Origin of the sequence: Streptomyces sp. NPDC088097, assembly GCF_044741845.1 — a bacterium.
GTDB lineage: Bacteria > Actinomycetota > Actinomycetes > Streptomycetales > Streptomycetaceae > Streptomyces.
This window is the reverse complement of sequence record NZ_JBIUTJ010000004.1, coordinates 23,678-46,374: the sequence shown is the minus strand read 5'-3', so window position 1 is coordinate 46,374 and position 22,697 is coordinate 23,678. Positions and strand designations below refer to the sequence as shown.

The 22,697-nt window shown below is 72.1% G+C and carries 20 protein-coding genes and 1 riboswitch; of the genes, 18 read left to right on the top strand and 2 right to left on the bottom strand.

The window, feature by feature from the left end; translation table 11 throughout:
• Positions 1-90: 90 nt before the first annotated feature.
• A complete protein-coding gene (locus tag ACIOD1_RS14295; protein WP_401902406.1) occupies positions 91-267 on the bottom strand; it encodes a hypothetical protein in 177 nt (58 codons plus the stop codon).
• 149 nt (positions 268-416) lie between these two features.
• On the opposite strand from ACIOD1_RS14295, the gene ACIOD1_RS14290 reads away from it, so the two are divergent.
• The 15 genes from ACIOD1_RS14290 (at position 417) to ACIOD1_RS14220 (ending at position 17,659) form a co-directional block, all read left to right on the top strand.
• Positions 417-2,201, top strand: coding sequence for a DUF5941 domain-containing protein (locus ACIOD1_RS14290; RefSeq protein ID WP_401903046.1), 1,785 nt, complete (start codon positions 417-419; stop codon positions 2,199-2,201).
• The gene (locus ACIOD1_RS14285) at positions 2,198-2,950 is read left to right on the top strand and encodes a phosphocholine cytidylyltransferase family protein (protein WP_365618699.1); all 753 of its coding nucleotides are present in this window, start codon (positions 2,198-2,200) and stop codon (positions 2,948-2,950) included. The genes ACIOD1_RS14290 and ACIOD1_RS14285 overlap by 4 nt, the downstream gene beginning before the upstream one ends.
• Complete coding sequence (locus tag ACIOD1_RS14280; protein WP_365618697.1) at positions 2,938-3,999, top strand: iron-containing alcohol dehydrogenase family protein; 1,062 nt, start codon at positions 2,938-2,940, stop codon at positions 3,997-3,999. Before ACIOD1_RS14285 ends, ACIOD1_RS14280 begins: the two co-directional genes overlap by 13 nt.
• Positions 3,977-4,756, top strand: coding sequence for a CDP-alcohol phosphatidyltransferase family protein (locus ACIOD1_RS14275; RefSeq protein ID WP_365618694.1), 780 nt, complete (start codon positions 3,977-3,979; stop codon positions 4,754-4,756). The genes ACIOD1_RS14280 and ACIOD1_RS14275 overlap by 23 nt, the downstream gene beginning before the upstream one ends.
• Positions 4,757-4,764: 8 nt before the next feature.
• Positions 4,765-5,637 (top strand): glycosyltransferase family 2 protein, encoded by an 873-nt coding sequence (locus tag ACIOD1_RS14270; RefSeq protein ID WP_401903044.1) that lies wholly within the window; start codon positions 4,765-4,767, stop codon positions 5,635-5,637.
• A 93-nt stretch (positions 5,638-5,730) separates the two neighbouring features.
• Positions 5,731-6,660 (top strand): ABC transporter permease, encoded by a 930-nt coding sequence (locus ACIOD1_RS14265; RefSeq protein ID WP_365618688.1) that lies wholly within the window; start codon positions 5,731-5,733, stop codon positions 6,658-6,660.
• On the top strand, positions 6,653-7,435 hold the full coding sequence (locus ACIOD1_RS14260) for an ABC transporter ATP-binding protein (protein ID WP_365618685.1): 783 nt from the start codon (positions 6,653-6,655) through the stop codon (positions 7,433-7,435). The genes ACIOD1_RS14265 and ACIOD1_RS14260 overlap by 8 nt, the downstream gene beginning before the upstream one ends.
• 369 nt (positions 7,436-7,804) lie before the next feature.
• Positions 7,805-8,806: a squalene synthase HpnC gene (gene hpnC, locus ACIOD1_RS14255; RefSeq protein ID WP_365618682.1), complete on the top strand. Its 1,002-nt coding sequence runs from the start codon at positions 7,805-7,807 to the stop codon at positions 8,804-8,806.
• Complete coding sequence (gene hpnD, locus ACIOD1_RS14250) at positions 8,803-9,783, top strand: presqualene diphosphate synthase HpnD (protein ID WP_401902401.1); 981 nt, start codon at positions 8,803-8,805, stop codon at positions 9,781-9,783. Before hpnC ends, hpnD begins: the two co-directional genes overlap by 4 nt.
• 67 nt (positions 9,784-9,850) lie before the next feature.
• A complete protein-coding gene (hpnE, locus tag ACIOD1_RS14245; protein WP_365618676.1) occupies positions 9,851-11,221 on the top strand; it encodes a hydroxysqualene dehydroxylase HpnE in 1,371 nt (456 codons plus the stop codon).
• A gap of 59 nt (positions 11,222-11,280) precedes the next feature.
• Positions 11,281-12,375: a polyprenyl synthetase family protein gene (locus tag ACIOD1_RS14240; protein WP_401902397.1), complete on the top strand. Its 1,095-nt coding sequence runs from the start codon at positions 11,281-11,283 to the stop codon at positions 12,373-12,375.
• A 121-nt stretch (positions 12,376-12,496) separates the two neighbouring features.
• Entirely contained in the window at positions 12,497-14,581 is a 2,085-nt protein-coding gene (gene shc / locus ACIOD1_RS14235; RefSeq protein ID WP_401902395.1) for a squalene--hopene cyclase, read from the top strand.
• Positions 14,581-15,222, top strand: coding sequence for a 1-hydroxy-2-methyl-2-butenyl 4-diphosphate reductase (locus ACIOD1_RS14230; protein ID WP_365618668.1), 642 nt, complete (start codon positions 14,581-14,583; stop codon positions 15,220-15,222). The genes shc and ACIOD1_RS14230 overlap by 1 nt, the downstream gene beginning before the upstream one ends.
• Positions 15,223-15,227: 5 nt before the next feature.
• A complete protein-coding gene (hpnH, locus tag ACIOD1_RS14225; protein ID WP_365618665.1) occupies positions 15,228-16,259 on the top strand; it encodes an adenosyl-hopene transferase HpnH in 1,032 nt (343 codons plus the stop codon).
• Positions 16,256-17,659: an aspartate aminotransferase family protein gene (locus tag ACIOD1_RS14220; RefSeq protein WP_365618662.1), complete on the top strand. Its 1,404-nt coding sequence runs from the start codon at positions 16,256-16,258 to the stop codon at positions 17,657-17,659. Before hpnH ends, ACIOD1_RS14220 begins: the two co-directional genes overlap by 4 nt.
• Before the next feature lie 71 nt (positions 17,660-17,730).
• Here ACIOD1_RS14220 and ACIOD1_RS14215 read toward each other — a convergent pair whose 3' ends face one another.
• Entirely contained in the window at positions 17,731-18,549 is an 819-nt protein-coding gene (locus ACIOD1_RS14215; RefSeq protein WP_401902392.1) for a tyrosine-protein phosphatase, read from the bottom strand.
• 322 nt (positions 18,550-18,871) lie between these two features.
• A riboswitch (cyclic di-AMP (ydaO/yuaA leader) is annotated at positions 18,872-19,051 on the top strand.
• A 4-nt stretch (positions 19,052-19,055) separates the two neighbouring features.
• On the opposite strand from ACIOD1_RS14215, the gene ACIOD1_RS14210 reads away from it, so the two are divergent.
• From ACIOD1_RS14210 to ACIOD1_RS14200, 3 genes are all read left to right on the top strand, one after another.
• Positions 19,056-20,075, top strand: a complete 1,020-nt coding sequence (locus ACIOD1_RS14210; RefSeq protein ID WP_365620013.1) for a LysM peptidoglycan-binding domain-containing M23 family metallopeptidase — start codon at positions 19,056-19,058, stop codon at positions 20,073-20,075.
• Between the two features lie 163 nt (positions 20,076-20,238).
• The gene (locus tag ACIOD1_RS14205; protein ID WP_365620011.1) at positions 20,239-21,024 is read left to right on the top strand and encodes an SGNH/GDSL hydrolase family protein; all 786 of its coding nucleotides are present in this window, start codon (positions 20,239-20,241) and stop codon (positions 21,022-21,024) included.
• Positions 21,025-21,185: 161 nt separating this feature from the next.
• A complete protein-coding gene (locus ACIOD1_RS14200; protein ID WP_365620008.1) occupies positions 21,186-22,397 on the top strand; it encodes an MBL fold metallo-hydrolase in 1,212 nt (403 codons plus the stop codon).
• The last annotated feature ends 300 nt before the right edge of the window (positions 22,398-22,697 follow it).

Here is a 22,697-nt window from a genome sequence, read left to right as displayed (position 1 = left end):
GGAGAAGCGGAAGAAGTGGTGTCGTCCTGGTCGGTCAACGTGAACCCTCGGGTGAAGGGGGCTCCGGCCGACGCGGGGAGGTCGCTCGGATCAGCCCCGGCCGGATGCCCGGAAGGAAAGGAAGGGGACGTACCGGAGTTCGCTGCGCACGGCGGCGACGACTGCGACGGTCATCAACCCCACCTCTTCTCTGCGTTCCAGGCCATCCGCGGCAAAGGCCACATCAGGGATGTCGGGCACGTTTACGGAATTCGTACGCGCCGTCATCCACCGTAACATCCGGGGCCAATGGGGGCCGAACGGCTGGTGAATGCGGGCTTCCATTCATCCGATAGCCTCTGCCGACGTGCCGCCGCCCCACCGGGCGACCCGAGCCGGCGCCCGCAGAGAGTGTTCGTCGCAAGGAGTGAGTCCGTCTGTCGACCGTCATCCTCACCGGCCCGCCGGTCCCCGGATCACCGCTTGAAGACGAGCTCCGCTCGCTCGGGTTCGACGTCCGCCCGGCCGCCGGTCCCGAAGACACCGCCGCCGTCCTCGCCGGCGTACCGACCGGCCGCCGCGTGGCCGTCGTCGACAGCGCCTTCGTCGGCCACCCGCACGCGCTGCGCCTGGCCCTGACCGACCCCCGCTTCGAGGCCTGCGCCGTCACCGGCGCCCTCGCCGTCCTGCCGGAGGGCCGCGCGGCCCTCGACCGGGCGGCCGGGCGGGTCGTCGCGGGGGGCGGTGACGCCGAGCCCTACGCGGACCGGCTCGCCGCCGCCGTGGAGGCCGCCGGGACCCCGGTGCGCCGGCCCGAGCTGGGCACCCTCGTCGCGGCCGTGCCCGCCAACGGGGCCGAGCGCGCCGAGGCCCTGGCCGCGGTCGCGGCGGTGGACGACGAGGCCGTGCGGCTGCGCACCGCTGTGAAGTCCCGCGACGGTTTCTTCACCACCTTCTTCATCAGCCCGTACTCGCGCTACATCGCCCGCTGGTGCGCCCGCCGGGGACTGACCCCGAACCAGGTCACCACGGCCTCGCTGCTCACCGCCCTGGTCGCGGCCGGCTGCGCGGCGACCGGCGAGCGCTGGGGGTACGTGGCGGCCGGTGTGCTGCTGCTCCTCTCCTTCGTCCTGGACTGCACCGACGGGCAGCTCGCCCGCTACTCGCTCCAGTACTCGACGCTGGGCGCCTGGCTCGACGCGACCTTCGACCGCGCGAAGGAGTACGCCTTCTACGCGGGCCTCGCGCTCGGCGCGGCCCGCGACGGGGACGACGTCTGGGGCCTCGCCCTGGGCGCGATGATCCTGATGACCTGCCGGCACGTCGTCGACTTCTCCTTCAACGAGGCGAACCACGACGCGACGGCGAACACGAGCCCCACGGCCGCCCTGTCCGACCGGCTCGACAGCGTAGGCTGGACGGTCTGGGTCAGACGGATGATCATCCTCCCGATCGGTGAGCGCTGGGCGATGATCGCGGTCCTGACCGCCTTCACCACCCCCCGGATCGTCTTCTACGCCCTCCTGATCGGCTGCGCCTTCGGCGCGCTCTACACCACCGCGGGCCGCGTCCTGCGCTCCCTGACCCGCAAGGCGACCCGGACCGATCGGGCGGCGCTCGCCCTGGCCGACCTCGCCGATTCCGGCGTCCTCGCCTGGACCGGCTCCCCCCGACCGGGCAAGCGGCCCGACCGCGCGGCGGTGTGGTTGGCGGGAGGTGCCGCGCTGCTGATGGCCGGCGCGGCCGCCACCCGGGAGTACGGCGACCCGTGGCTGATCGCGACGGCGGTGGTCTACGTCCTGGCCTCCGCGGTGGCGGTCGCACGGCCCCTCAAGGGCCCCCTCGACTGGCTGATCCCGCCGTTCTTCCGGTTCGCCGAATACGTGACGGTGCTCGCGCTCGCCGCCCGGGCGGACGTTCCGGGAGCCCTTCCCGCCGCATTCGGACTGGTCGCGGCGGTCGCCTACCATCACTACGACACGGTCTACCGCATCCGCGGTGGCTCGGACGCGCCCCCGCACTGGCTGGTGCGGACGACCGGCGGCCACGAGGGCCGGGTCCTGCTGACCGTGGTCCTGGCCGCCGTCCTCGCCCGTGACGCGTTCCCCGTCGCGCTCACGGCCACGGCCGTGTTCGTGGCACTGGTGGTGCTCGTGGAGAGCATCCGCTTCTGGGTCTCCACCGGAGCACCCGCCGTACATGACGAAGGAGAACCAGCATGATCGGCCTTGTCCTCGCCGCCGGTGCCGGACGCCGCCTGCGTCCCTACACCGACACCCTCCCCAAGGCCCTCGTGCCCGTCGGCCCCGAGGGCCGGGAGGAGAGCCTGACGGTTCTCGACCTGACCCTGGGCAACTTCGCGGAGGTCGGCCTCACCGAGGTCGCGATCGTCGTCGGCTACCGCAAGGAGGCCGTGTACGAGCGCCGCGAGGCCCTGGAGGCCAAGTACGGGGTCAAGATCACGCTGATCGACAACGACAAGGCCGAGGAGTGGAACAACGCCTACTCCCTGTGGTGCGCGCGTGACGTCCTCAAGCAGGGCGTGATCCTCGCCAACGGCGACACCGTCCACCCCGTCTCGGTCGAGAGGACCCTGCTCGCCGCCCGCGGCGACGGCAAGAAGATCATCCTCGCCCTCGACACGGTCAAGAACCTGGCCGACGAGGAGATGAAGGTCGTCACCGCCGAGGGTCAGGGCGTGCGGAAGATCACCAAGCTGATGGATCCGTCCGACGCGACCGGCGAGTACATCGGCGTCACCCTCATCGAGCCCGAGGCCGCCGAACAGCTCGCCGAGGCCCTGAAGACCACCTTCGAGCGGGACCCCGACCTCTACTACGAGGACGGCTACCAGCAGCTCGTGAACGACGGCTTCACCATCGACGTGGCCCCCATCGGGGACATCAAGTGGGTGGAGATCGACAACCACGACGACCTCGCCAAGGGCCGGACGATCGCATGCCAGTACTGACACGGCTGATCCCCTCGCCCGTTGTCGTCGACATCAGCCGGGGGGCGATGGACGATCTGGCCGGGCTCCTCGCCGACCAGCGCATCTCCGCGTCCGGCAAGCTCGCCATCGCGATCAGCGGGGGCTCCGGACAGGCGCTGCGCGCCAAGCTGGAGCCCGTCCTGCCGCACGCCGACTGGTACCCGGTCGTCGACGGCACCATCGACTCGGCGGTCAAACTGGCCGACGACATAAAGGGTCGCCGCTACGACGCCGTCGTGGGCCTGGGCGGCGGAAAGATCATCGACGTGGCGAAATACGCTGCGGCGCGGGTCGGCCTGCCGATGGTGGCCGTGGCCACCAACCTCTCCCACGACGGGATCTGCTCCCCGGTGTCCATCCTGGACAACGACAACGGGCGCGGCTCCTACGGCGTGCCCACGCCGATCGCCATGGTGATCGACCTGGACGTGATCAAGGACGCCCCGGTGCGGTTCATCCGCGCCGGCATCGGCGACGCGATCTCCAACATCTCCGCGATCGCCGACTGGGAGCTCTCCCACCGGGTCACCGGCGAGGCCGTGGACGGCCTGGCCGCGGCCATGGCCCGTACGGCCGGCGAGTCCGTCCTGCGCCACCCCGGCGGCTGCGGGGACGACGAGTTCCTCACCGTGCTCTCCGAGGCACTGGTCCTCTCCGGCATCGCCATGTCGATCAGCGGCGACAGCCGCCCGTCGTCCGGCGCCTGCCACGAGATCAGCCACGCCTTCGACCTGCTCTACCCGGGGCGCTCCGCGCTCCACGGCGAGCAGGTCGGCATCGGCGCCGCCTTCGCGATGCACCTGCGCGGCGCCGCCGATCACTCCGGACTGTTCGTCGAGGTCCTGCGCCGCCACGGACTGCCCGTACTGCCCGAGGAGATCGGGTTCAGCGTGGACGAATTCGTCGCGGCCGTCGAGTACGCCCCCCAGACCCGCCCGGGACGCTTCACGATCCTGGAGCACCTCAACCTGTCCGCAGCCGAGATCAGGGACGCATACGCCGACTATGTCCAGACCATCCATCGCTGAACTCCGGCCCGTCGTTCACCCCCCGGGCGTGAAGGACCGGCGCAGCGGGGAGCACTGGGGCGGCCGCCTGTACATGCGCGAGGTCTCCCTGCGCATCACCCGCGTCCTGGTCACCACCAAGGTCACGCCGAACCAGCTGACCTACGTGATGACGATCGCCGGTGTCCTCGCCGCCCCGGCCCTGCTGGTGCCGGGCGTCTGGGGCGCCGTCCTCGGCGTGCTCGCGGTCCAGATGTACCTGCTGCTCGACTGCGTCGACGGCGAGGTGGCCCGCTGGAAGAAGCAGTTCTCCCTCTCCGGCGTCTACCTCGACCGCGTCGGCGCCTACCTGTGCGACGCGGCGGTCCTGGTGGGCTTCGGCCTGCGCGCCTCGGACCTGTGGGGCAGCGGGCGGATCGACTGGCTGTGGGCCTTCCTCGGCACCCTGGCCGCGCTCGGCGCGATCCTGATCAAGGCGGAGACCGACCTGGTCGGCGTCGCCCGTCACCAGACCGGCAAGGCGCCCGTCCAGGAGTCGGCCGCCGAGCCGCGCTCCTCCGGCATGGCGCTCGCCCGCCGGGCCGCGGCCGCGCTCAAGTTCCACCGCCTCGTCCTCGGCATCGAGGCCTCCCTCCTCATCCTGGTGCTGGCCGTCGCGGACCAGATCCGCGGCGACCTGTTCTTCTCCCGGCTCGGCGTCGCCGTCCTGGCGGGCATCGCCCTGCTCCAGACGGTGCTGCACCTGGTGTCGATCCTCGCCTCCAGCAGGCTGAAGTGAGTGTGCCGATGCGGCTGGGCGCCGTGATCATCACCATGGGCAACCGTCCCGACGAGCTGAAGGCGCTGCTCGACTCGGTCGCCCGCCAGGACGGCGAGCGGGTCGAGGTCGTCGTCGTCGGCCAGGGCGTCGAGGTCACCGGGCTGCCCGAGGGCGTCCGCGGGGTCACGCTGCCCGAGAACCTGGGCATCCCCGGCGGGCGCAACGTCGGCATCGAGGCCTTCGGCCCCGGCGGCCGCGAGGTCGACGCCCTGCTCTTCCTCGACGACGACGGCCTCCTGGAGCGCACCGACACCGCCGAGCTGTGCCGGCAGGCCTTCGCTGAGGACCCGGAGCTGGGCATCGTCAGCTTCCGCATCGCGGACCCGGACACCGGCGCCACCCAGCGCCGTCACGTCCCGCGACTGCGCGCCTCCGACCCGATGCGCTCCTCCCGCGTGACCACCTTCCTGGGCGGCGCGAACGCCGTCCGCACCTCGGTGTTCGAGCAGGTCGGGGCGCTGCCCGGGGAGTTCTTCTACGCCCACGAGGAGACCGACCTCGCCTGGCGGGCCCTTGACGCGGGGTGGTCGATCGACTACCGCGCGGACATGGTCCTGCTCCACCCGACGACCGCCCCGTCCCGGCACGCGGTCTACCACCGTATGGTTGCCCGTAACCGGGTGTGGCTCGCCCGCCGCAACCTGCCCGCCCCGCTGGTTCCGGTCTACCTGGGCGTCTGGCTCGCGCTGACGCTCGTACGCAGGCCGTCCGCTCCGGCGCTCAAGGCGTGGTTCGGCGGGTTCAAGGAAGGTTGCACCACTCCCTGCGGCCCCCGACGCCCGATGAAGTGGCGCACGGTCTGGCGACTGACCCGGCTGGGCCGACCGCCCGTGATCTGACAAGCTCGCGTCTGGGAGCATGGGCCCGATCACGGGTCCGCGCTCCGGACCGATGCCCTCCTGCCGCATCTTGAAGACGGAAAGTTTCAACTTGTGAGTGACACAACCCACGACGGCGCCCTCGCCACGAGCAAGCCGCCGTCCGACGACGCGGGACTGACCCCTGCGGAACTCGCCAGGAAGTACGGCCTGTCCGTCAGCGGCGCCCGGCCCACCCTGGGCGGGTACGTGCGGCAGCTCTGGGGCCGGCGGCACTTCATCATGGCCTTCTCCCGGGCCAAGCTGGTGGCGCAGTACAGCCAGGCGAAGCTCGGGCAGATCTGGCAGGTGGCGACCCCGCTGCTCAACGCGCTGGTCTACTACCTGATCTTCGGCCTCATCCTGGACGCCGGCCGCGGCATGGAGAAGGGGGTCTACATCCCCTTCCTGGTGATGGGCATCTTCGTCTTCACCTTCACCCAGAACTCGCTGATGGCGGGCGTCCGCGCGATCCCCGGCAACCTCGGCCTCGTCCGCGCGCTGCACTTCCCGCGCGCCTCGCTGCCGATCTCCTTCTCGATGCAGCAACTCCAGCAGTTGCTGTACTCGATGCTCGTCGTCTTCGTCGTGGCGGTCGCCTTCGGGAACTACCCGCAGCTCTCCTGGCTGCTGGTCGTCCCCACCCTGGCGCTCCAGTTCGTCTTCAACACCGGGCTCGCCCTGATCTTCGCGCGCATGGGGTCCAAGACCCCCGACCTCGCGCAGCTCATGCCCTTCCTCACGCGCACGTGGATGTACGCCTCCGGCGTCATGTTCTCGATCAGCGAGATGCTGAAGGACAAGCCGGCCTGGATCGCCGACGTCCTGCAGTGGAACCCGGCGGCGATCTACATGGACCTGGTCCGCTTCGCCCTGATCGACGGCTACGGCGCGTCGAACCTGCCGCCCCACGTCTGGCTGTTCGCGGTCGGCTGGGCCCTCGTCATCGGCGCGGGCGGTTTCGTGTACTTCTGGAAGGCTGAGGAGCGTTACGGCCGTGGCTGAGATCATCAAGACCAACGTGCCCACCGTCATCGCCGACGAGGTCCACATCGTCTACCGCGTCAACACGGGCAGCTCCGGCAGGGGCAGCGCCACCGCGGCGCTCAGCAAGATCATGCGCCGCGGAAAGGGCGACGCCCCGGGCGTCCGCCGGGTCCACGCCGTACGGGGCGTCTCCTTCACGGCGTACCGCGGCGAGGCCATCGGCGTCATCGGCTCCAACGGCTCCGGCAAGTCCACCCTGCTGCGCGCCATCGCGGGCCTGCTGCCCTGCGAGTCGGGCAAGGTCTACACCGACGGCCAGCCCTCGCTGCTCGGCGTCAACGCCGCGCTGATGAACGACCTCACCGGTGAACGCAACGTCGTCCTCGGCGGTCTGGCGATGGGCATGACCCGCGAGCAGGTCAGGGAGCGCTACGAGAGCATCGTGGACTTCTCCGGCATCAACGACAAGGGAGACTTCATCTCCCTCCCGATGCGCACCTACTCCTCGGGCATGGCCGCGCGCCTGCGCTTCTCGATCGCGGCCGCCAAGGACCACGACGTGCTGATGATCGACGAGGCGCTCGCCACCGGTGACCGCAAGTTCCAGGTGCGTTCCGAGGGCCGGATCCGCGAATTGCGGGAGAAGGCCGGAACGGTGTTCCTGGTGAGCCACAACAACAACTCCATCCGCGACACCTGTAGCCGGGTGCTGTGGCTGGAAAAGGGCGAACTCCTGATGGACGGGCCCACCGAGGAAGTCGTATCGGCGTACGAGAAGGCCACCAGCCACTGACCCGCGGGCGGCGCCGCCGCCCCGGTCCGGCCGAGCCCCCCGGGGCTCTTCGGCCCTTTCCTTCGCAGGCCCCCGCCGCTCCGCGCGTCGGGGGCCTCGTCGTGCGGCGTGCGACATTCCGGGGCGCGACGAACACCCGATAGGCCTCGGCGGCGTTGTACAGCGTAAGCTGGAGCAGTTCTCAATCGCGCCAAGAGGGGACGATTCCCGTCAGCCGGAACTCCCGGGGTACCCCGGGTAAAGTCGGGCGGCGTGTCCGAAATAGGATGACTTGGGTCGGCAGTGTAGAACGGGAGACGTGACGGCAATGGCTACGGGAATTCTCCGGCCCCCAGGCACAGTGGCCGTCCCCGCCCCGGGCGGCGGGCGGTGACCCCCGGGCACGGCATCGACCCCGGCGCCCCGCGGCAGGCCCGCGGCCCGCGCCCCGACGGGGCCACCGGCCGACGCACCACCGGGGCGCCGCGAGCCGGCCACGCCGAGCACACGCGGCACACCCTCGACAAGGCCGCCTCCGAGAACTTCCCCGTCGCCCCCGTCTTCCTGCCCCGCGCCTGGCGCGAGGGGCTGACGGCCGTCTACGGATTCGCCCGGCTCGTCGACGACATCGGCGACGGCGACCTCACCCCCGGCGGACGCGACGCCGTCCTCCTCGGCCTCGACCCGGCCGCGGTCGATGACCGCCTCGCCATGCTCGACGCCTTCGAGGCGGACCTGCTGCGCGTCTTCGGCGGCTCGGACGGCCCACCGCGCCACCCGCTGCTGGCGGCGCTGTGCCCCGTCGTCCGCGAGCACGACCTCACCCCCGAGCCCTTCCTCCGGCTCGTCGAGGCCAACCGCCAGGACCAGCGGATCGCGCGCTACGCCACGTACGGGGACCTGCTCGCCTACTGCGAGCTCTCCGCCAACCCGGTCGGGCGCCTCGTGCTCGCTCTCACCGGCACCGCCACCCCCGAACGGATCCGCCGCTCCGACGCCGTCTGCACCGCCCTGCAGATCGCCGAGCACCTCCAGGACGTCGCCGAGGACCTCGGCCGCGACCGGATCTACCTCCCCGCCGAGGACATGCGGCGCTTCCACGTGGCCGAGACCGACCTCAAGGCCCCGTCCGCCGGAGCGTCCGTACGCTCCCTGATCGCATTCGAAACCATGCGCGCACGCGAGCTCCTGAATGAAGGGACCCCGCTCGTGGGTAGCGTGCACGGCAGGCTCAGGCTGCTGCTCGCGGGCTTCGTGGGAGGGGGGCGCGCCGCCCTGCGGGCCGTCACGGCCGCCGGTTTCGACGTGCTCCCCGGCCCGCCCAAGCCCACCAGGAGCCTCCTGCTCCGCGAAGTGGCCGCCGTCCTGCGCACAGCGCCGAGAAAGGGGTGAGCCCGAACGTGCAGGGCCCCACACACGCGTCCGTCCCGTCCGTTCCGTCCGCACCGGTCCTCGCGGCCTACAGCTACTGCGAGGCCGTGACCGGCTCGCAGGCGCGCAACTTCGCGTACGGCATCAGGTTGTTGCCCACCGACAAGCGGCAGGCCATGTCCGCGCTGTACGCGTTCTCGCGACGCGTCGACGACATCGGCGACGGCACCCTCCCGCCCGAGGCCAAGCTCGTCCGGCTGGAGGAGACCCGAGACCTGCTCGGCCGGATCCGCGCCGAGGAGGTCGACGAGGACGACACCGACCCCGTCGCCGTCGCCCTCGCGCACGCCTCCCGCCGTTTCCCCATCCCGCTGGGCGGCCTCGACGAACTCATCGACGGAGTCCTCATGGACGTCCGCGGTGAGGAGTACGAGACCTGGGACGACCTCAAGGTCTACTGCCGTTGCGTGGCCGGAGCCATCGGCCGGCTCTCCCTCGGCGTCTTCGGCACGGTCAACACCGGAGGCCTCGCCGGCCCCGGCGCCGCCCGCGCCGACGAGTACGCCGACGTCCTGGGCCTGGCCCTGCAACTCACCAACATCCTCCGCGACGTTCGCGAGGACGCCGGCAACGGCCGCACCTACCTGCCCGCCGAGGACCTCGCCAAGTTCGGCTGCTCGGACGGCTTCGGCAGCGAACGGATGCCCCCCGGCGCCGACTTCGCCGGCCTGGTCCACCACGAAGTCCGGCGCGCCCGCGCCCTGTTCGTCGAGGGCTACCGGCTGCTGCCCCTGCTCGACCGGCGCAGCGGCGCCTGCGTGGCCGCCATGGCCGGCATCTACCGCCGACTCCTGGACCGCATCGAACGCGAGCCCGAGGCGGTGCTGCGCGGCCGGGTCTCGCTGCCGCCCCACGAGAAGGCGTACGTGGCCGTCCGCGGCCTGTCCGGCCTCGACGCCCGCACCATCTCCCGGCAGAGCACGCGGAGGCGGTCGTGACCGGAGCAACCTCCGCGCCGGCCGGCGCGTCCTGCCCCACGGGCGGCAGCGCCACGGGGGAGGCTTCATGAGCGGCGGCGGACAGCGCGCCGTCGTCGTCGGCGGCGGACTGGCCGGAGTCACCGCCGCGCTCCGACTCGCCGACGCCGGAGCGCGGGTCACCCTCCTCGAAGGGCGCCCGCGCCTGGGCGGCCTCGCCTTCTCCTTCAAGCGCGGCGAGCTGACCGTCGACAACGGCCAGCACGTGTACCTGCGTTGCTGCACCGCCTACCGGTGGTTCCTCGACCGGATCGACGGCGCCGCCCTCGCCCCGCTCCAGGACCGGCTCGACGTGCCCGTCCTGGACGTCGCCCACCCCGGCGGACCGCGCCTGGGGCGGCTGCGCCGCAGCGCCCTGCCCGTCCCGCTGCACCTGGCCGCCTCGCTGGTCCGCTACCCGCACCTCTCCCTCGCCGAGCGCGCGAGCGTCGGGCGCGCCGCCCTCGCGCTGCGCCGCCTCGACCCCGCCGACCCGGCCCTGGACGGCCTGGACTTCGCGACCTGGCTGGCCCGCTACGGCCAGTCCCCGCGCACCATCGAGGCCCTCTGGGACCTCGTCGGCGTCGCCACCCTCAACGCCACGGCCGAGCAGTCCTCGCTGGGCCTGGCCGCCATGGTCTTCAAGACGGGCCTGCTCTCCGAGAACGGCGCCGCCGACATCGGCTGGGCCCGCGTCCCCCTCGGCGACCTCCACGACACCCTCGCCCGCAAGGCGCTGGACGCGGCCGGCGTACGCACCGAACTGCGCACCCGCGTCACCGCCGTCTCCCGTACCGAGGACGGGGGTTGGCGCGTCGACACCGAGGACGAGGCCTTGGAGGCGGACACCGTCGTCCTCGCCGTTCCGCAGCGCGAGGCGCACGGCCTGCTGCCGGCCGGGGCGCTCGCCGATCCCGACAAGCTGCTCGACATCGGCACGGCCCCCATCCTCAACGTCCACGTGGTCTACGACCGCAAGGTGCTGCGGCAGCCCTTCTTCGCCGCACTCGGATCGCCCGTCCAATGGGTCTTCGACCGCACCGACTCCTCCGGACTCACCGACGGCGGCCAGTACCTGGCCCTGTCCCAGTCCGTGGCCCAGGACGACATCGAGGAACCCGTCTCGGTCCTGCGTACCAAGTACCTCCCCGAACTGGAACGCCTGCTGCCCGCCGCGCGCGGCGCCAAGGTGCGGGACTTCTTCGTCACCCGGGAACGCACCGCGACCTTCGCCCCCGCGCCCGGAGTCGGCCGACTCCGCCCCGGACACCGGACCGACACGCCGGGGCTGTTTCTCGCAGGTGCGTGGACCGCCACCGGTTGGCCCGCGACCATGGAGAGCGCCGTCCGCAGCGGACTCGGCGCGGCGGACGCCGCACTGGGCCGCCGCGGCGAGCACCTTTCCCCGGAGGCCGCATGAGCACGACCACGACCGACAGCACGACCGGCACAGCACGTACAGGAACCAGAGGAGAGCCAGTGAACCCGGGGAACCCGGCAGTCGAGAACACGGCTGCCAGTGTGGGCACGGCCGGCGGGGAGCAGGCGGACACGCTCGCCCTCCTGGAACGCGGCCGCACGCTGTCGACCCCCGTGCTCCGGGCCGCCGTGGACCGGCTCGCGGCGCCCATGGACACCGTCGCCGCCTACCACTTCGGATGGATCGACGCCCAGGGCAACGCCGCCGACGGCGACGGCGGCAAGGCCGTCCGCCCGGCGCTCGCCCTGCTCTCCGCCGAGGCCGCCGGAGCCTCCGCCGAGGTCGGCATCCCCGGAGCCGTCGCCGTCGAACTCGTGCACAACTTCTCGCTGCTGCACGACGACCTGATGGACGGCGACGAACAGCGCCGCCACCGCGACACCGTCTGGAAGGTCCACGGCCCGGCCCTCGCGATCCTCGTCGGCGACGCGCTCTTCGCCCTCGCCAACGAGGTGCTGCTGGAACTCGGCACCGTCGAGGCCGGCCGCGCCACCCGCCGCCTGACCACCGCCAGCCGCAAGCTCATCGACGGCCAGGCCCAGGACATCTCCTACGAGCACCGCGAGCGCGTCAGCGTCGAGGAGTGCCTGGAGATGGAGGGCAACAAGACGGGCGCCCTCCTCGCCTGCGCGGTCTCCATCGGCGCCGTCCTCGGCGGCGCCGACGACCGCACCGCCGACAAGCTGGAGGAGTACGGCTACCACCTCGGCCTCGCCTTCCAGGCCGTCGACGACCTCCTCGGCATCTGGGGCGACCCCGAGTCCACCGGCAAGCAGACCTGGAGCGACCTGCGCCAGCGCAAGAAGTCCCTGCCCGTGGTCGCCGCCCTCGCGGCCGGCGGACCGGCCTCGGCCGAACTGGCCGAGCTGCTCGCCGCCGACGCCAAGAGCAACGACTTCGAGAACTTCTCCGAGGAGGAGTTCGCCGCCCGCGCCGCGCTCATCGAGGCCGCCGGCGGCCGGCAGTGGACCGCCGACGAGGCCCGGCGCCAACACGCGGTCGCCGTCCGCGCGCTCGACGACGTGGACATGCCGCAGCGGGTCCGGGCGCAGCTCGTGGCCCTGGCCGACTTCGTCGTCGTACGCAAGAGGTGATCGCCACCCGGCAGCGGATATGAATCGCCGGTCGCCGGCCGGAGCCGCCGTCTCGTAGAGCGCGCGGCCCGGCCGACGGCAGACCCCAGTTCAGCAGAGGACACTGTTCGAAGGGGAAGCCATGACAGCGACGACCGACGGCGGCGCGGCGAGGGCCGACGGCGCGGATCCGGAACACGAGCGGGCGGGGGCCTTCGCCCCCACCGCCTCCGGACCGCCCGGCCCTCACCTGACCTCCGCCACCGGCCCACATTCCGCAGCCGACCACGAGGACGAGCTGACGCGCGGGGTCCGCGAGGCCACCGAGCGCGCCGTCCGTGACCTGTTGGACCGCCAGGACCCCGCCGGGTGGTGGAAGGGCGACCTGGAGACCAACGTCACCATGGACGCCGAGGACCTGCTGCTACGGCAGTTCCTCGGCATCCCCGACGAGGCCGTCACCCGCGCCGCCGCGCTGTTCGTCCGCGGCGAGCAGCGCGAGGACGGCACCTGGGCCACCTTCCACGGCGGCCCGCCCGACCTCTCCGCCACCATCGAGGCGTACGTCGCCCTGCGCCTGGCCGGGGACCGGCCCGACGACCCGCACATGAGCCGCGCCTCCGCCTGGATCCGGGCTCACGGGGGGCTCGCCGCCGCCCGGGTCTTCACCCGCATCTGGCTGGCCCTGTTCGGTTGGTGGAGCTGGGACCACCTCCCCGAACTCCCTCCCGAGCTGGTGCTGTTGCCCTCCTGGGCGCCGCTCAACATCTATGACTTCGGGTGCTGGGCCCGCCAGACCATCGTGCCCCTCACCGTGGTCTCCGCGCACCGCCCGGTCCGCCCCGCGCCCTTCGTCCTGGACGAGCTGCACACCGACGCCCGCAACCCGTACCCGACCAAGCGGCCCGCCCCACTGACCAGTTGGGAGGGGGTGTTCCAGCGGATGGACAAGGCCCTGCACGCCTACCGGCGCTTCGCCCCGCGCCGGCTGCGCGGGGCCGCCATGGCCAACGCGGGCCGCTGGATCATCGAGCGCCAGGAGAACGACGGTTGCTGGGGCGGCATCCAGCCGCCCGCCGTCTACTCCGTCATCGCCCTGCACCTGCTCGGATACGACCTGGACCACCCCGTCATGCGCGCCGGCCTGGCGTCCCTGGACCGCTTCGCGATCTGGCGCGAGGACGGCGCCCGCATGATCGAGGCCTGCCAGTCCCCGGTGTGGGACACCTGCCTCGCGGCCATCGCCCTCGCCGACGCGGGCCTGCCGGCCGACCACCCGGCCCTGGTCAAGTCCGCCGACTGGATGCTCGGCGAGGAGATCGGGCGCAGTGGCGACTGGGCGGTGCGCAGGCCCGGACTGGCTCCCGGTGGCTGGGCGTTCGAGTTCCACAACGACAACTACCCCGACATCGACGACACCGCCGAGGTGGTCCTCGCCCTGCGCCGGATCCGGCACCCCGATCCGGTGCGGCTCGAAGGGGCCATCGCCCGGGGGGTGTCCTGGAACCTCGGCATGCAGTCGAAGAACGGGGCCTGGGGCGCCTTCGACGCCGACAACACCAGCACCCTGCCCAACCGACTGCCCTTCTGCGACTTCGGCGAGGTCATCGACCCCCCGTCCGCGGACGTGACCGCCCACGTGGTGGAGATGCTGGCCGTCGAGGGCCGCGCCGCCGACCCCCGCACCCGGCGCGGCATCTCCTGGCTGCTCGCCGAACAGGAGGCGGACGGCGGCTGGTTCGGCCGCTGGGGCACGAACTACGTCTACGGCACGGGCTCGGTGGTCCCCGCCCTCACGGCCTGCGGGTTCAGCCCGTCGCACCCGGCGATCAGGCGGGCCGTGCACTGGCTGGAGTCCGTACAGAACGAGGACGGCGGCTGGGGCGAGGATCAGCGCTCCTACCAGGACCGCGCCTGGGCGGGGAAGGGCGCCTCCACCGCCTCGCAGACCGCCTGGGCGCTGATGGCACTGCTCTCGGCGGGGGAGCGGGACGGCAGGGCCGTGGAGCGGGGCCTGCGTTGGCTCGTGGACACCCAACGGGCCGACGGCACCTGGGAGGAGCCGTACTTCACCGGTACCGGCTTCCCCTGGGACTTCTCCATCAACTACCACCTCTACCGGCAGGTGTTCCCGCTCACCGCACTGGGCCGGTACCTCCACGGCGAACCCTTCGGCCCCGACGGGCGGCACCCCACCGCCGCCCCTGCCCTGGCCGAGGAGGCCTGATGGGCACCCGGGAGCCGCAGGGGCTCCCCCTGCTGATCGCCTGCGCCCTGCGCATCGAGCGGGCGGCCCTGAGCGGCGCGGGCCGTGCCGGGCCGCCGGACGCGTCCGTGCTCCGTACGGGGATGGGCCCCCGCGCGGCCGAACGGGCCGTCGCCCGGGCCCTGGAGCGACCCGGGATGGCCGGGGCGGCGGTCCTCGCCACGGGCTTCTGCGCCGGCCTCGTCCCCGGAATGCACCCCGGGGACCTCGTCGTCGCCGACGAGACCCGCGACCCCCACGGGACGGTGGCCTGCACCGGCACCGCCCTGCTCGCCGAGGCGCTGGCCCGGGCCGCTCCCGGCCGGACCGTGCACACCGGCGCGCTGACCGGATCCGACCATGTCGTCCGCGGCCAGGAACGCGCCCGGTTGCGCGCTTCCGGCGCCGTGGCCGTCGACATGGAGTCCGCGGCCACCCTGTGGGCCGCCACCCGGGGCGGGGGCCGCCCGGTTGCGGCCGTCCGGGTGATCGTGGACGCTCCGGAGCACGAGCTCGTCCGCATCGGCACGGTTCGCGGTGGAATATCGGCCTTCCGTGTCCTTCGCGGGGTACTGCCCGCGTTCCATGACTGGCACCGTTCGTTGCTGCTCCCCAGGAGGTGAACCAGATGGCCATGCCACTGCGTCAGTCCATCAGGGTCGGGACCTATCTTCTCGAACAGAAGCTCCGCAAGCGTGAGAAGTTCCCGCTGATCGTCGAGCTGGAGCCGCTCTACGCCTGCAACCTGGCCTGTGAGGGCTGCGGCAAGATCCAACACCCGGCCGGCGTGCTCAAGCAGCGCATGCCGGTGGCCCAGGCGGTGGGCGCCGTCCTGGAGTCCGGGGCGCCCATGGTGTCCATCGCGGGCGGCGAACCGCTGATGCACCCCCAGATCGACGAGATCGTGCGGCAACTGGTGGCGAAGAGGAAGTACGTGTTCCTCTGCACCAACGCCATGCTGCTCCGCAAGAAGATGGACAAGTTCACCCCGTCCCCCTACTTCGCCTTCGCCGTCCACATCGACGGACTGCGCGAGCGCCACGACGAATCCGTGGCCAAGGAAGGCGTATTCGACGAGGCGGTCGCCGCCATCAAGGAGGCGAAGGAGCGCGGATTCCGCGTCACCACCAACTCCACCTTCTTCAACACCGACACCCCGCAGACCATCATCGAGGTCCTCAACTACCTCAATGACGACCTCAAGGTCGACGAAATGATGATCTCTCCCGCCTATGCCTACGAGAAGGCCCCCGACCAGGAACACTTCCTGGGGGTCGAACAGACCCGGGAACTCTTCAAGAAGGCCTTCGCGGGCGGCAACCGGCGACGCTGGCGCCTCAACCACTCCCCGCTCTTCCTCGATTTCCTCGAAGGGAAAGCGGATTTCCCCTGCACCGCCTGGGCCATTCCGAATTACTCCCTCTTCGGCTGGCAGCGCCCCTGCTACCTGATGAGCGACGGCTACGTCCCCACCTACCGGGAGCTCATCAACGACACCGACTGGGACAAGTACGGCCGGGGCAAGGACCCGCGCTGCGCGAACTGCATGGCGCACTGCGGCTACGAGCCGACGGCCGTCCTCGCCACCATGGGCTCCCTCAAGGAGTCCCTGCGCGCGGTCCGGGAGACCCTCGCGTCGAACCGGGACTCATCGGCATGACAGCGCCACCGGCGGGGGGCAAGGGCTTCGACCTCGGAGCCCTGCTCGCCGAGCGCGGTGGCGAGCGCTACGAGCTGCACGCCCGCCACCTCAACCACCAGCTGCCCCGGATGCTGCGCACGATCGGCTTCGACAAGGTCTACGTGCGGGCCGAGGGGGCCCACTTCTGGGACGCCGAGGGCAACGACCACCTCGACATGCTCGCCGGCTTCGGGGTGATGGGCCTGGGCCGCCACCACCCCGTGGTGCGCCGGGCCCTGCACGACGTGCTCGACGCCGAGCTCGCCGACCTGCTCCGCTTCGACTGCCAGCCGCTGCCCGGGCTGCTGGCCGAGAAGCTCCTCTCGTACAGCCCGCACCTGGACCGGGTCTTCTTCGGCAACAGCGGCACCGAAGCCGTGGAGACGGCCCTGAAGTTCGCCCGGTACGCCACCGGGCGGCCCAGGATCCTCTACTGCGACCACGCCTTCCACGGGCTCACCACCGGCTCCCTGTCGGTCAACGGGGAGGCCGGATTCCGGGACGGCTTCGCCCCCCTGCTGCCCGACACGCGCGTCCCCCTCGGCGACCTCGCGGCCCTGGAGCGCGAGCTGGCGCACGGCGACGTGGCCGCCCTGATCGTCGAGCCGATCCAGGGCAAGGGGGTCATCGCCGCGCCGCCCGGGTACCTGCGCGCCGCCCAGGACCTCCTGCACCGGCACAAGGCGCTCCTGATCGCCGACGAGGTGCAGACCGGCCTCGGCCGCACCGGCGACTTCTACGCCTACCAGCACGAGGCCGGCGTGGAGCCGGACCTGGTGTGCGTGGCCAAGGCCCTGTCCGGCGGGTACGTGCCCGTCGGGGCCACCCTGGGCAAGGACTGGATCTTCCAAAAGGTCTACTCGTCCATGGACCGGGTGCTCGTGCACTCCGCCAGCTTCGGCTCCAACGCCCAGGCGATGGCCGCCGGACTGGCCGTCCTCGGCGTCATGGAGGACGAGGGGCTGGTGGCGCGGGCGCGCGCCACCGGAGACCTCCTGCGCGGCCGGCTCGCCGCGCTCGTGGACGAGTACGAGATGCTGCACGAGGTGCGCGGACGCGGACTGATGATCGGCATCGAGTTCGGCCGGCCCTCCTCGCTCGGCCTGCGCGGTCGCTGGGCCATGCTCCAGGCGGCCCGCAAGGGGCTCTTCGCGCAGATGGTGGTGGTGCCGTTGCTGCACAAGCACCGGATCCTCACCCAGGTCTCGGGGGACCACCTGGAGGTCATCAAGCTCATCCCGCCGCTGATCGTGGACGAGGGCGACGTCGACCGGTTCGTCGGCGCCTTCCGCGAGGTCATGGACGAGGCGCACGCCGGGGGCGGCCTGATGTGGGACTTCGGCCGGACGCTCGTCAAGCAGGCCGTCGCACAGCGCTGACGGCCCACCGGGGCGCGGGAGGAAGAGGCGCGGGGGGGACGGGGTGCGCGCACCCCGTCCCCTCCCGGACCTCAGTCGAGCAGCCGCTCCCGCAGCCGGTCCAGGGTCTCGGGCGCGAGTCCGAGGCCCTCGGCGAGGTAACGGTCCACCGTGCCCCAGTCCTCCGCGATGGCCTCGAACGCCGCGAGGAGGTACTCGGCGCGGGCGTCGAAGAGCGGCGCGAGCAGCTCCGTCACCTCGGGGGAGCGGGGCGCGGCGGAGTCGGAGCCCCGGCGCACCAGGTAGCGGTTGTGCGGGACGTTGGACAGCACGTAGTCGGCGACGACCGCCTCGCGCTCGACGCCCAGCGCGAGCAGGGTCACGGCGATCGACAGCCCGGCCCGGTCCTTGCCCGCGGCGCAGTGCATGAGCGCCGGCACGCTGTGCTCCGCCAGGGCGCGCACCACCCGGCCGTGCTCGGCGGTGCGGGTGCGGACGATCACGCGGTAGGAGTTCGCCATCCGGGCGGCGGCCCGGCCCTCGCCGAGGGCGGAGCGGAGCTGGTCGAGTTCCCCGTCGCGGACCATCTTCCAGAACTCGCGGCCGTCGGCGGGATCCGACAGCGGGATGTTGACGTTGAGCACGCCCGGCAGTTCGACGTCCCGCCCCTCCAGGGAGTGGTCGGCGGTGTTGCGGAAGTCGAAGATGGTGTGGAGCCCCAGGGACGCGAGGAACTCCGCGTCGTTTTCGGTGGCATGAGCGAGATGTCCGCTTCGGAACAGCACGCCCGGCCTGACCCTGCGCCCGTCAATGGTGGGCAAACCGCCCACATCGCGGAAATTGCGCACTCCGGACAACGCCACCCCGGGTTCGGGTGCGGCCGGATGGGGCTGGGGTATCTGCTGGGTCACGAGTACTCCTCCGCGTCGTCGAGCGTGCTGTGTGTCCGAATTGGACAGATTGCTTCCAACTTGCCATATGAGGTGCTGAGATCGCGCCGGGCTCCGTGAGCCAGATCATACGGTGACCGTGCGTGCCTGATCACGCGATTCGAATTCCCTTGTCGGGGCGCTGTTTGACGGTTCGGAACGGACGGAGGGTAACCGGAATTCGGTCGAGCCCTCACGCCTGTTATCGCGTCAGGGAATTCGTGGCTTGTTGTGTGCGGCCCGGCTCGATTACCTTCGCGATCGATCCGGGTGGACCGCCTAATCCTGCCGCCGCCCGGCAACCGCACCCGACTCGACGCGCGCGGCAGGAGCGGGGGAACCAGGTAAGCCGCCGTTTTCGGATCTTTCTCCGGAACGGCTCGGGGTGAAGCCGTACTCATGGACCCAGTCGTGGCCCACGGGCACGGCCGGACATCTCCAGTCCGAACCCGACAGCTCACCTCGTAGGCGACGGAGAGGAATTCGCCATGCCCCCGAAGGGTAAGCACCGCCGTCCGAAGTCCCGTTCCATATCCCGCGGGTTCGCCGTGGCCGGCACCGGTGGCGCCGCCCTCGCGCTGCCGCTGATGGGCGCCGCCGGCGCCCACGCCGCCGCCCCGGCCGCGACCACCGCCCTGCCGGCCCAGGCCCCGCAGGTGCCCGCCGCGCTCCAGGCCGCCGCCCCCGCGTCGGCTCCCGCCCGGACCGGGTCCGCCCCGACCTCGTACGTGGTCGTCTCCGGCGACTACCTCTCGAAGATCGCCGCGGAGCGCCACCTCGACGGCGGCTGGGAGCGGCTCTACGAGGACAACCGCGAGGCCGTCGGGACCGACCCCTCCCTCATCCACCCGGGCCTGAAGCTCACCCTCGGCGGACCGGGCACGGCCGCCCCGTCCGGCTCCGGCGACGCGGAGCCTTCGAGCGCGACCGGATCCGGCCGCGAGGACACCTCCGACGAGGGCGCGGACTCGGGTACGGGCGCGGACGAGGCCCCCGCCGCTCCCGTCGAGCGGGCCGCCCCGGCGAAGCCGGCCAAGCCAGCGAAGCAGGCCAAGCCGGCGACCGCCGCCGACTCCTCGGGGTCCACGACGCCCTCGACCGGCTCCGGTTTCGTCGCTCCCGTCGATGGGGGCACCTCCACCCCGTACCACCAGAACGGCAGCATGTGGTCCTCCGGTTACCACACCGGCGTCGACTTCATCGCGAGCACCGGCACCCCCGTCAAGGCGGTCGGCGCCGGCACCGTCGTGTCCGCCGGCTGGGGCGGCGCCTACGGCAACGAGGTCGTCATCCGGCACGCCGACGGCAAGTACTCCCAGTACGGCCACTTCTCCTCGCTGTCCGTCTCGGTGGGCCAGACCGTCACCGCCGGCCAGCGGATCGGCCTCTCCGGCGCCACGGGCAACGTGACCGGCCCCCACGTGCACTTCGAGATCCGCACGGGTCCGTCCTACGGCTCGGACATCGACCCGCTCGCCTACCTCCGCTCCAAGGGCGTCAGCATCTGAGATCACCCTCCGCGCGAGCGGGTGAGCACGTGAGGTCGGGGCCCGAGGGGGGTCCCGGCCTCACGTGTACTTATTCCTTATCCCGCGCGTGGTATAGATCACGGTCCGTCAACCCCTCATTACGTTGGCGTAGGTTGCTCACGGGAGTGAAGGATGGGCTCTCGTGGCAGCGACGACGACGACACTCAAGACCATCGGCTCGTACGCGGCGATCGGGGACAGCTTCACCGAAGGAGTGGGGGACCCGGGACCCGGGGGCTCCTTCGTCGGCTGGGCGGACCGGCTCGCCGTGCTCTTGGCCGACCGGCGTGACGAACACGACTTCAGGTACGCGAACCTCGCGGTGCGCGGCAGGCTCCTCGACCAGGTCGTGGCCGAGCAGGTCCCCCGGGCCAAGGAGCTGGCCCCCGACCTGGTCAGCTTCTGTGCGGGCGGCAACGACATCATCCGGCCCGGCAGCGACCCCGACGACGCGGCGGACCGGTTCGAGGCGGCGGTGGCCGACCTCACGGGCTCCGTGGGCCTCGTCCTGATCACCACCGGCTTCGACACCCGGGGCGTGCCGGTCCTCAAGCACCTGCGGGGCAAGATCGCCACGTACAACGCCCACGTGCGCGCCATCGCCGACCGCTACGACTGCCCGGTGCTCGACCTCTGGTCGCTGAAGTCGGTCCAGGACCGCCGTGCCTGGGACGGCGACCGCCTCCACCTCTCGCCCGAGGGGCACACCCGCGTCGCCCTGCGCGCCGCGCAGGTCCTCGGCTACGCGGTCCCGGCCGACCCCGACCAGCCCTGGCCGCCCACGCCGCCGCGCGGATCGGTGGACGTCACCCGGGACAACATCCAGTGGGCCCGCGAGTACCTCGTCCCCTGGATCGGGCGCCGCCTGCGCGGGGAGTCCTCCGGAGACCACGTGGAAGCCAAGCGTCCGGACCTCCTCCCGCTGTAGGCCGACCCCGTCGGCCCGGCGGGACGGGCGGGACGGGAACGACGCAGGGGGCGCGCGGGGATTCCGGGGGCGCGAAGCGGAATCCTCGGGGCGCCGTGCGCGTTGGGACGGTCATAGAGGTACGACCGTCCCACCGTCCTGCACCTTTCCCAGGAGGCGCCTTGACCGGCTCCCTTCCCCTGCGTCCCCGGCTGCGCGCCCTGCGGCCCGAAGCCTTCGGCGCGGATCCGTCCGGCGCGAGGCTCGACCGGATCCTGCGCTCGCCGAACTTCGCCGACGGGGTCTTCCAGAACCCGGTCGGCGCCCGGACCAGGCCCTCCGGCTCGATGGCCGAGTTCGCCAAGATCTACTTCCACAAGGAGCAGCGGCTCCGGCGCAACCCCGGCGCCCCCATCCCGGTGTACCCGACGACCCTCGCCGAACTGGCGAAGCCGCCGGTCAGCGGGTTGCGCCTGACCTGGATGGGGCACTCCACCGTCCTCGTCGAGATCGACGGGCGCCGCGTGCTCTTCGACCCGGTGTGGGGAGAGCGCTGCTCCCCCTTCCCCTTCGCGGGCCCCAAGCGGCTGCACCCGGCGCCGGTGCCGTTGGCCTCCCTGGGCACGGTGGACGTCGTGGTCATCTCCCACGACCACTACGACCACCTGGACCTGCCCACGATCAAGGCCCTGGCCCGCACCGACACGGTCTTCGCCGTCCCCCTGGGCGTCGGAGCCCACCTGGAGCGCTGGGGCGTGCGCCCCGACCGGCTGCGCGAGCTGGACTGGAACGAGTCCACCGAGGTCGCCGGCCTCGCGCTGACGGCCACCCCGGCCCGCCACTTCTGCGGGCGCGGCCTGCGCAACCAGCAGTACACCCTGTGGGCCTCCTGGGTGGTGGCGGGCGAGGAGCACCGCGTCTACCACAGCGGGGACACCGGCTACTTCCCCGGCTTCGCGGAGATCGGCGCCGCGCACGGGCCCTTCGACGCCACGATGATCCAGATCGGTGCCTACTCGGAGTACTGGCCGGACATCCACATGACCCCCGAGGAGGGCATGCGGGCCCACCTCGACCTCCAGGGCGGAGTGGCGCGCGGCACGATGCTGCCGATCCACTGGGGCACCTTCAACCTGGCCCCGCACCCGTGGGACGAGCCCGGCGAGGGCACCATCGCCGCCGCCGAGTCGGCCGGGGCCGCCATCGCCCTGCCGATCCCCGGCCGGCCCTTCGAGCCGGGCGCCGCCGACGCCCCCGACGAGCCCTGGTGGCGTCCCTTCGTGGCGGGCGGCCCGGTACCGGTTCCGGCCGTGGCCCCGACGCCGGCCCCCGCCGAGAGTCCGGCGCCGGCGCCGGCCGTCGGACGGGGCGAGCCGGAGGCCGTCGGCTCGTAGCACGCACCGCGCCCGGAGTGGGTGGAGTGGCTCGGGTGGGCCGTGTGGCTCCGGAGACTCGGGTTGCCCGGGGGACACCTGGGGCGGCGGGGGCGCGGGCGCGCGGAACTGCGCCGCACGCCCCCGCCGCGCACAGGCGTACGCGCTCCCGGCGCATTCGGGCTGTCGTACGAGCGCTCCACCGGGAGCGGGAAGCAGGCCCGCGAAGTTCCCCAACTCGGCGTCGGGGGCGGGAGAGCGCGGTCTAGCGTGGGTATCCGGTGATCAACACCGGGCCCCGGGACACGCTGGGGGCCGGGC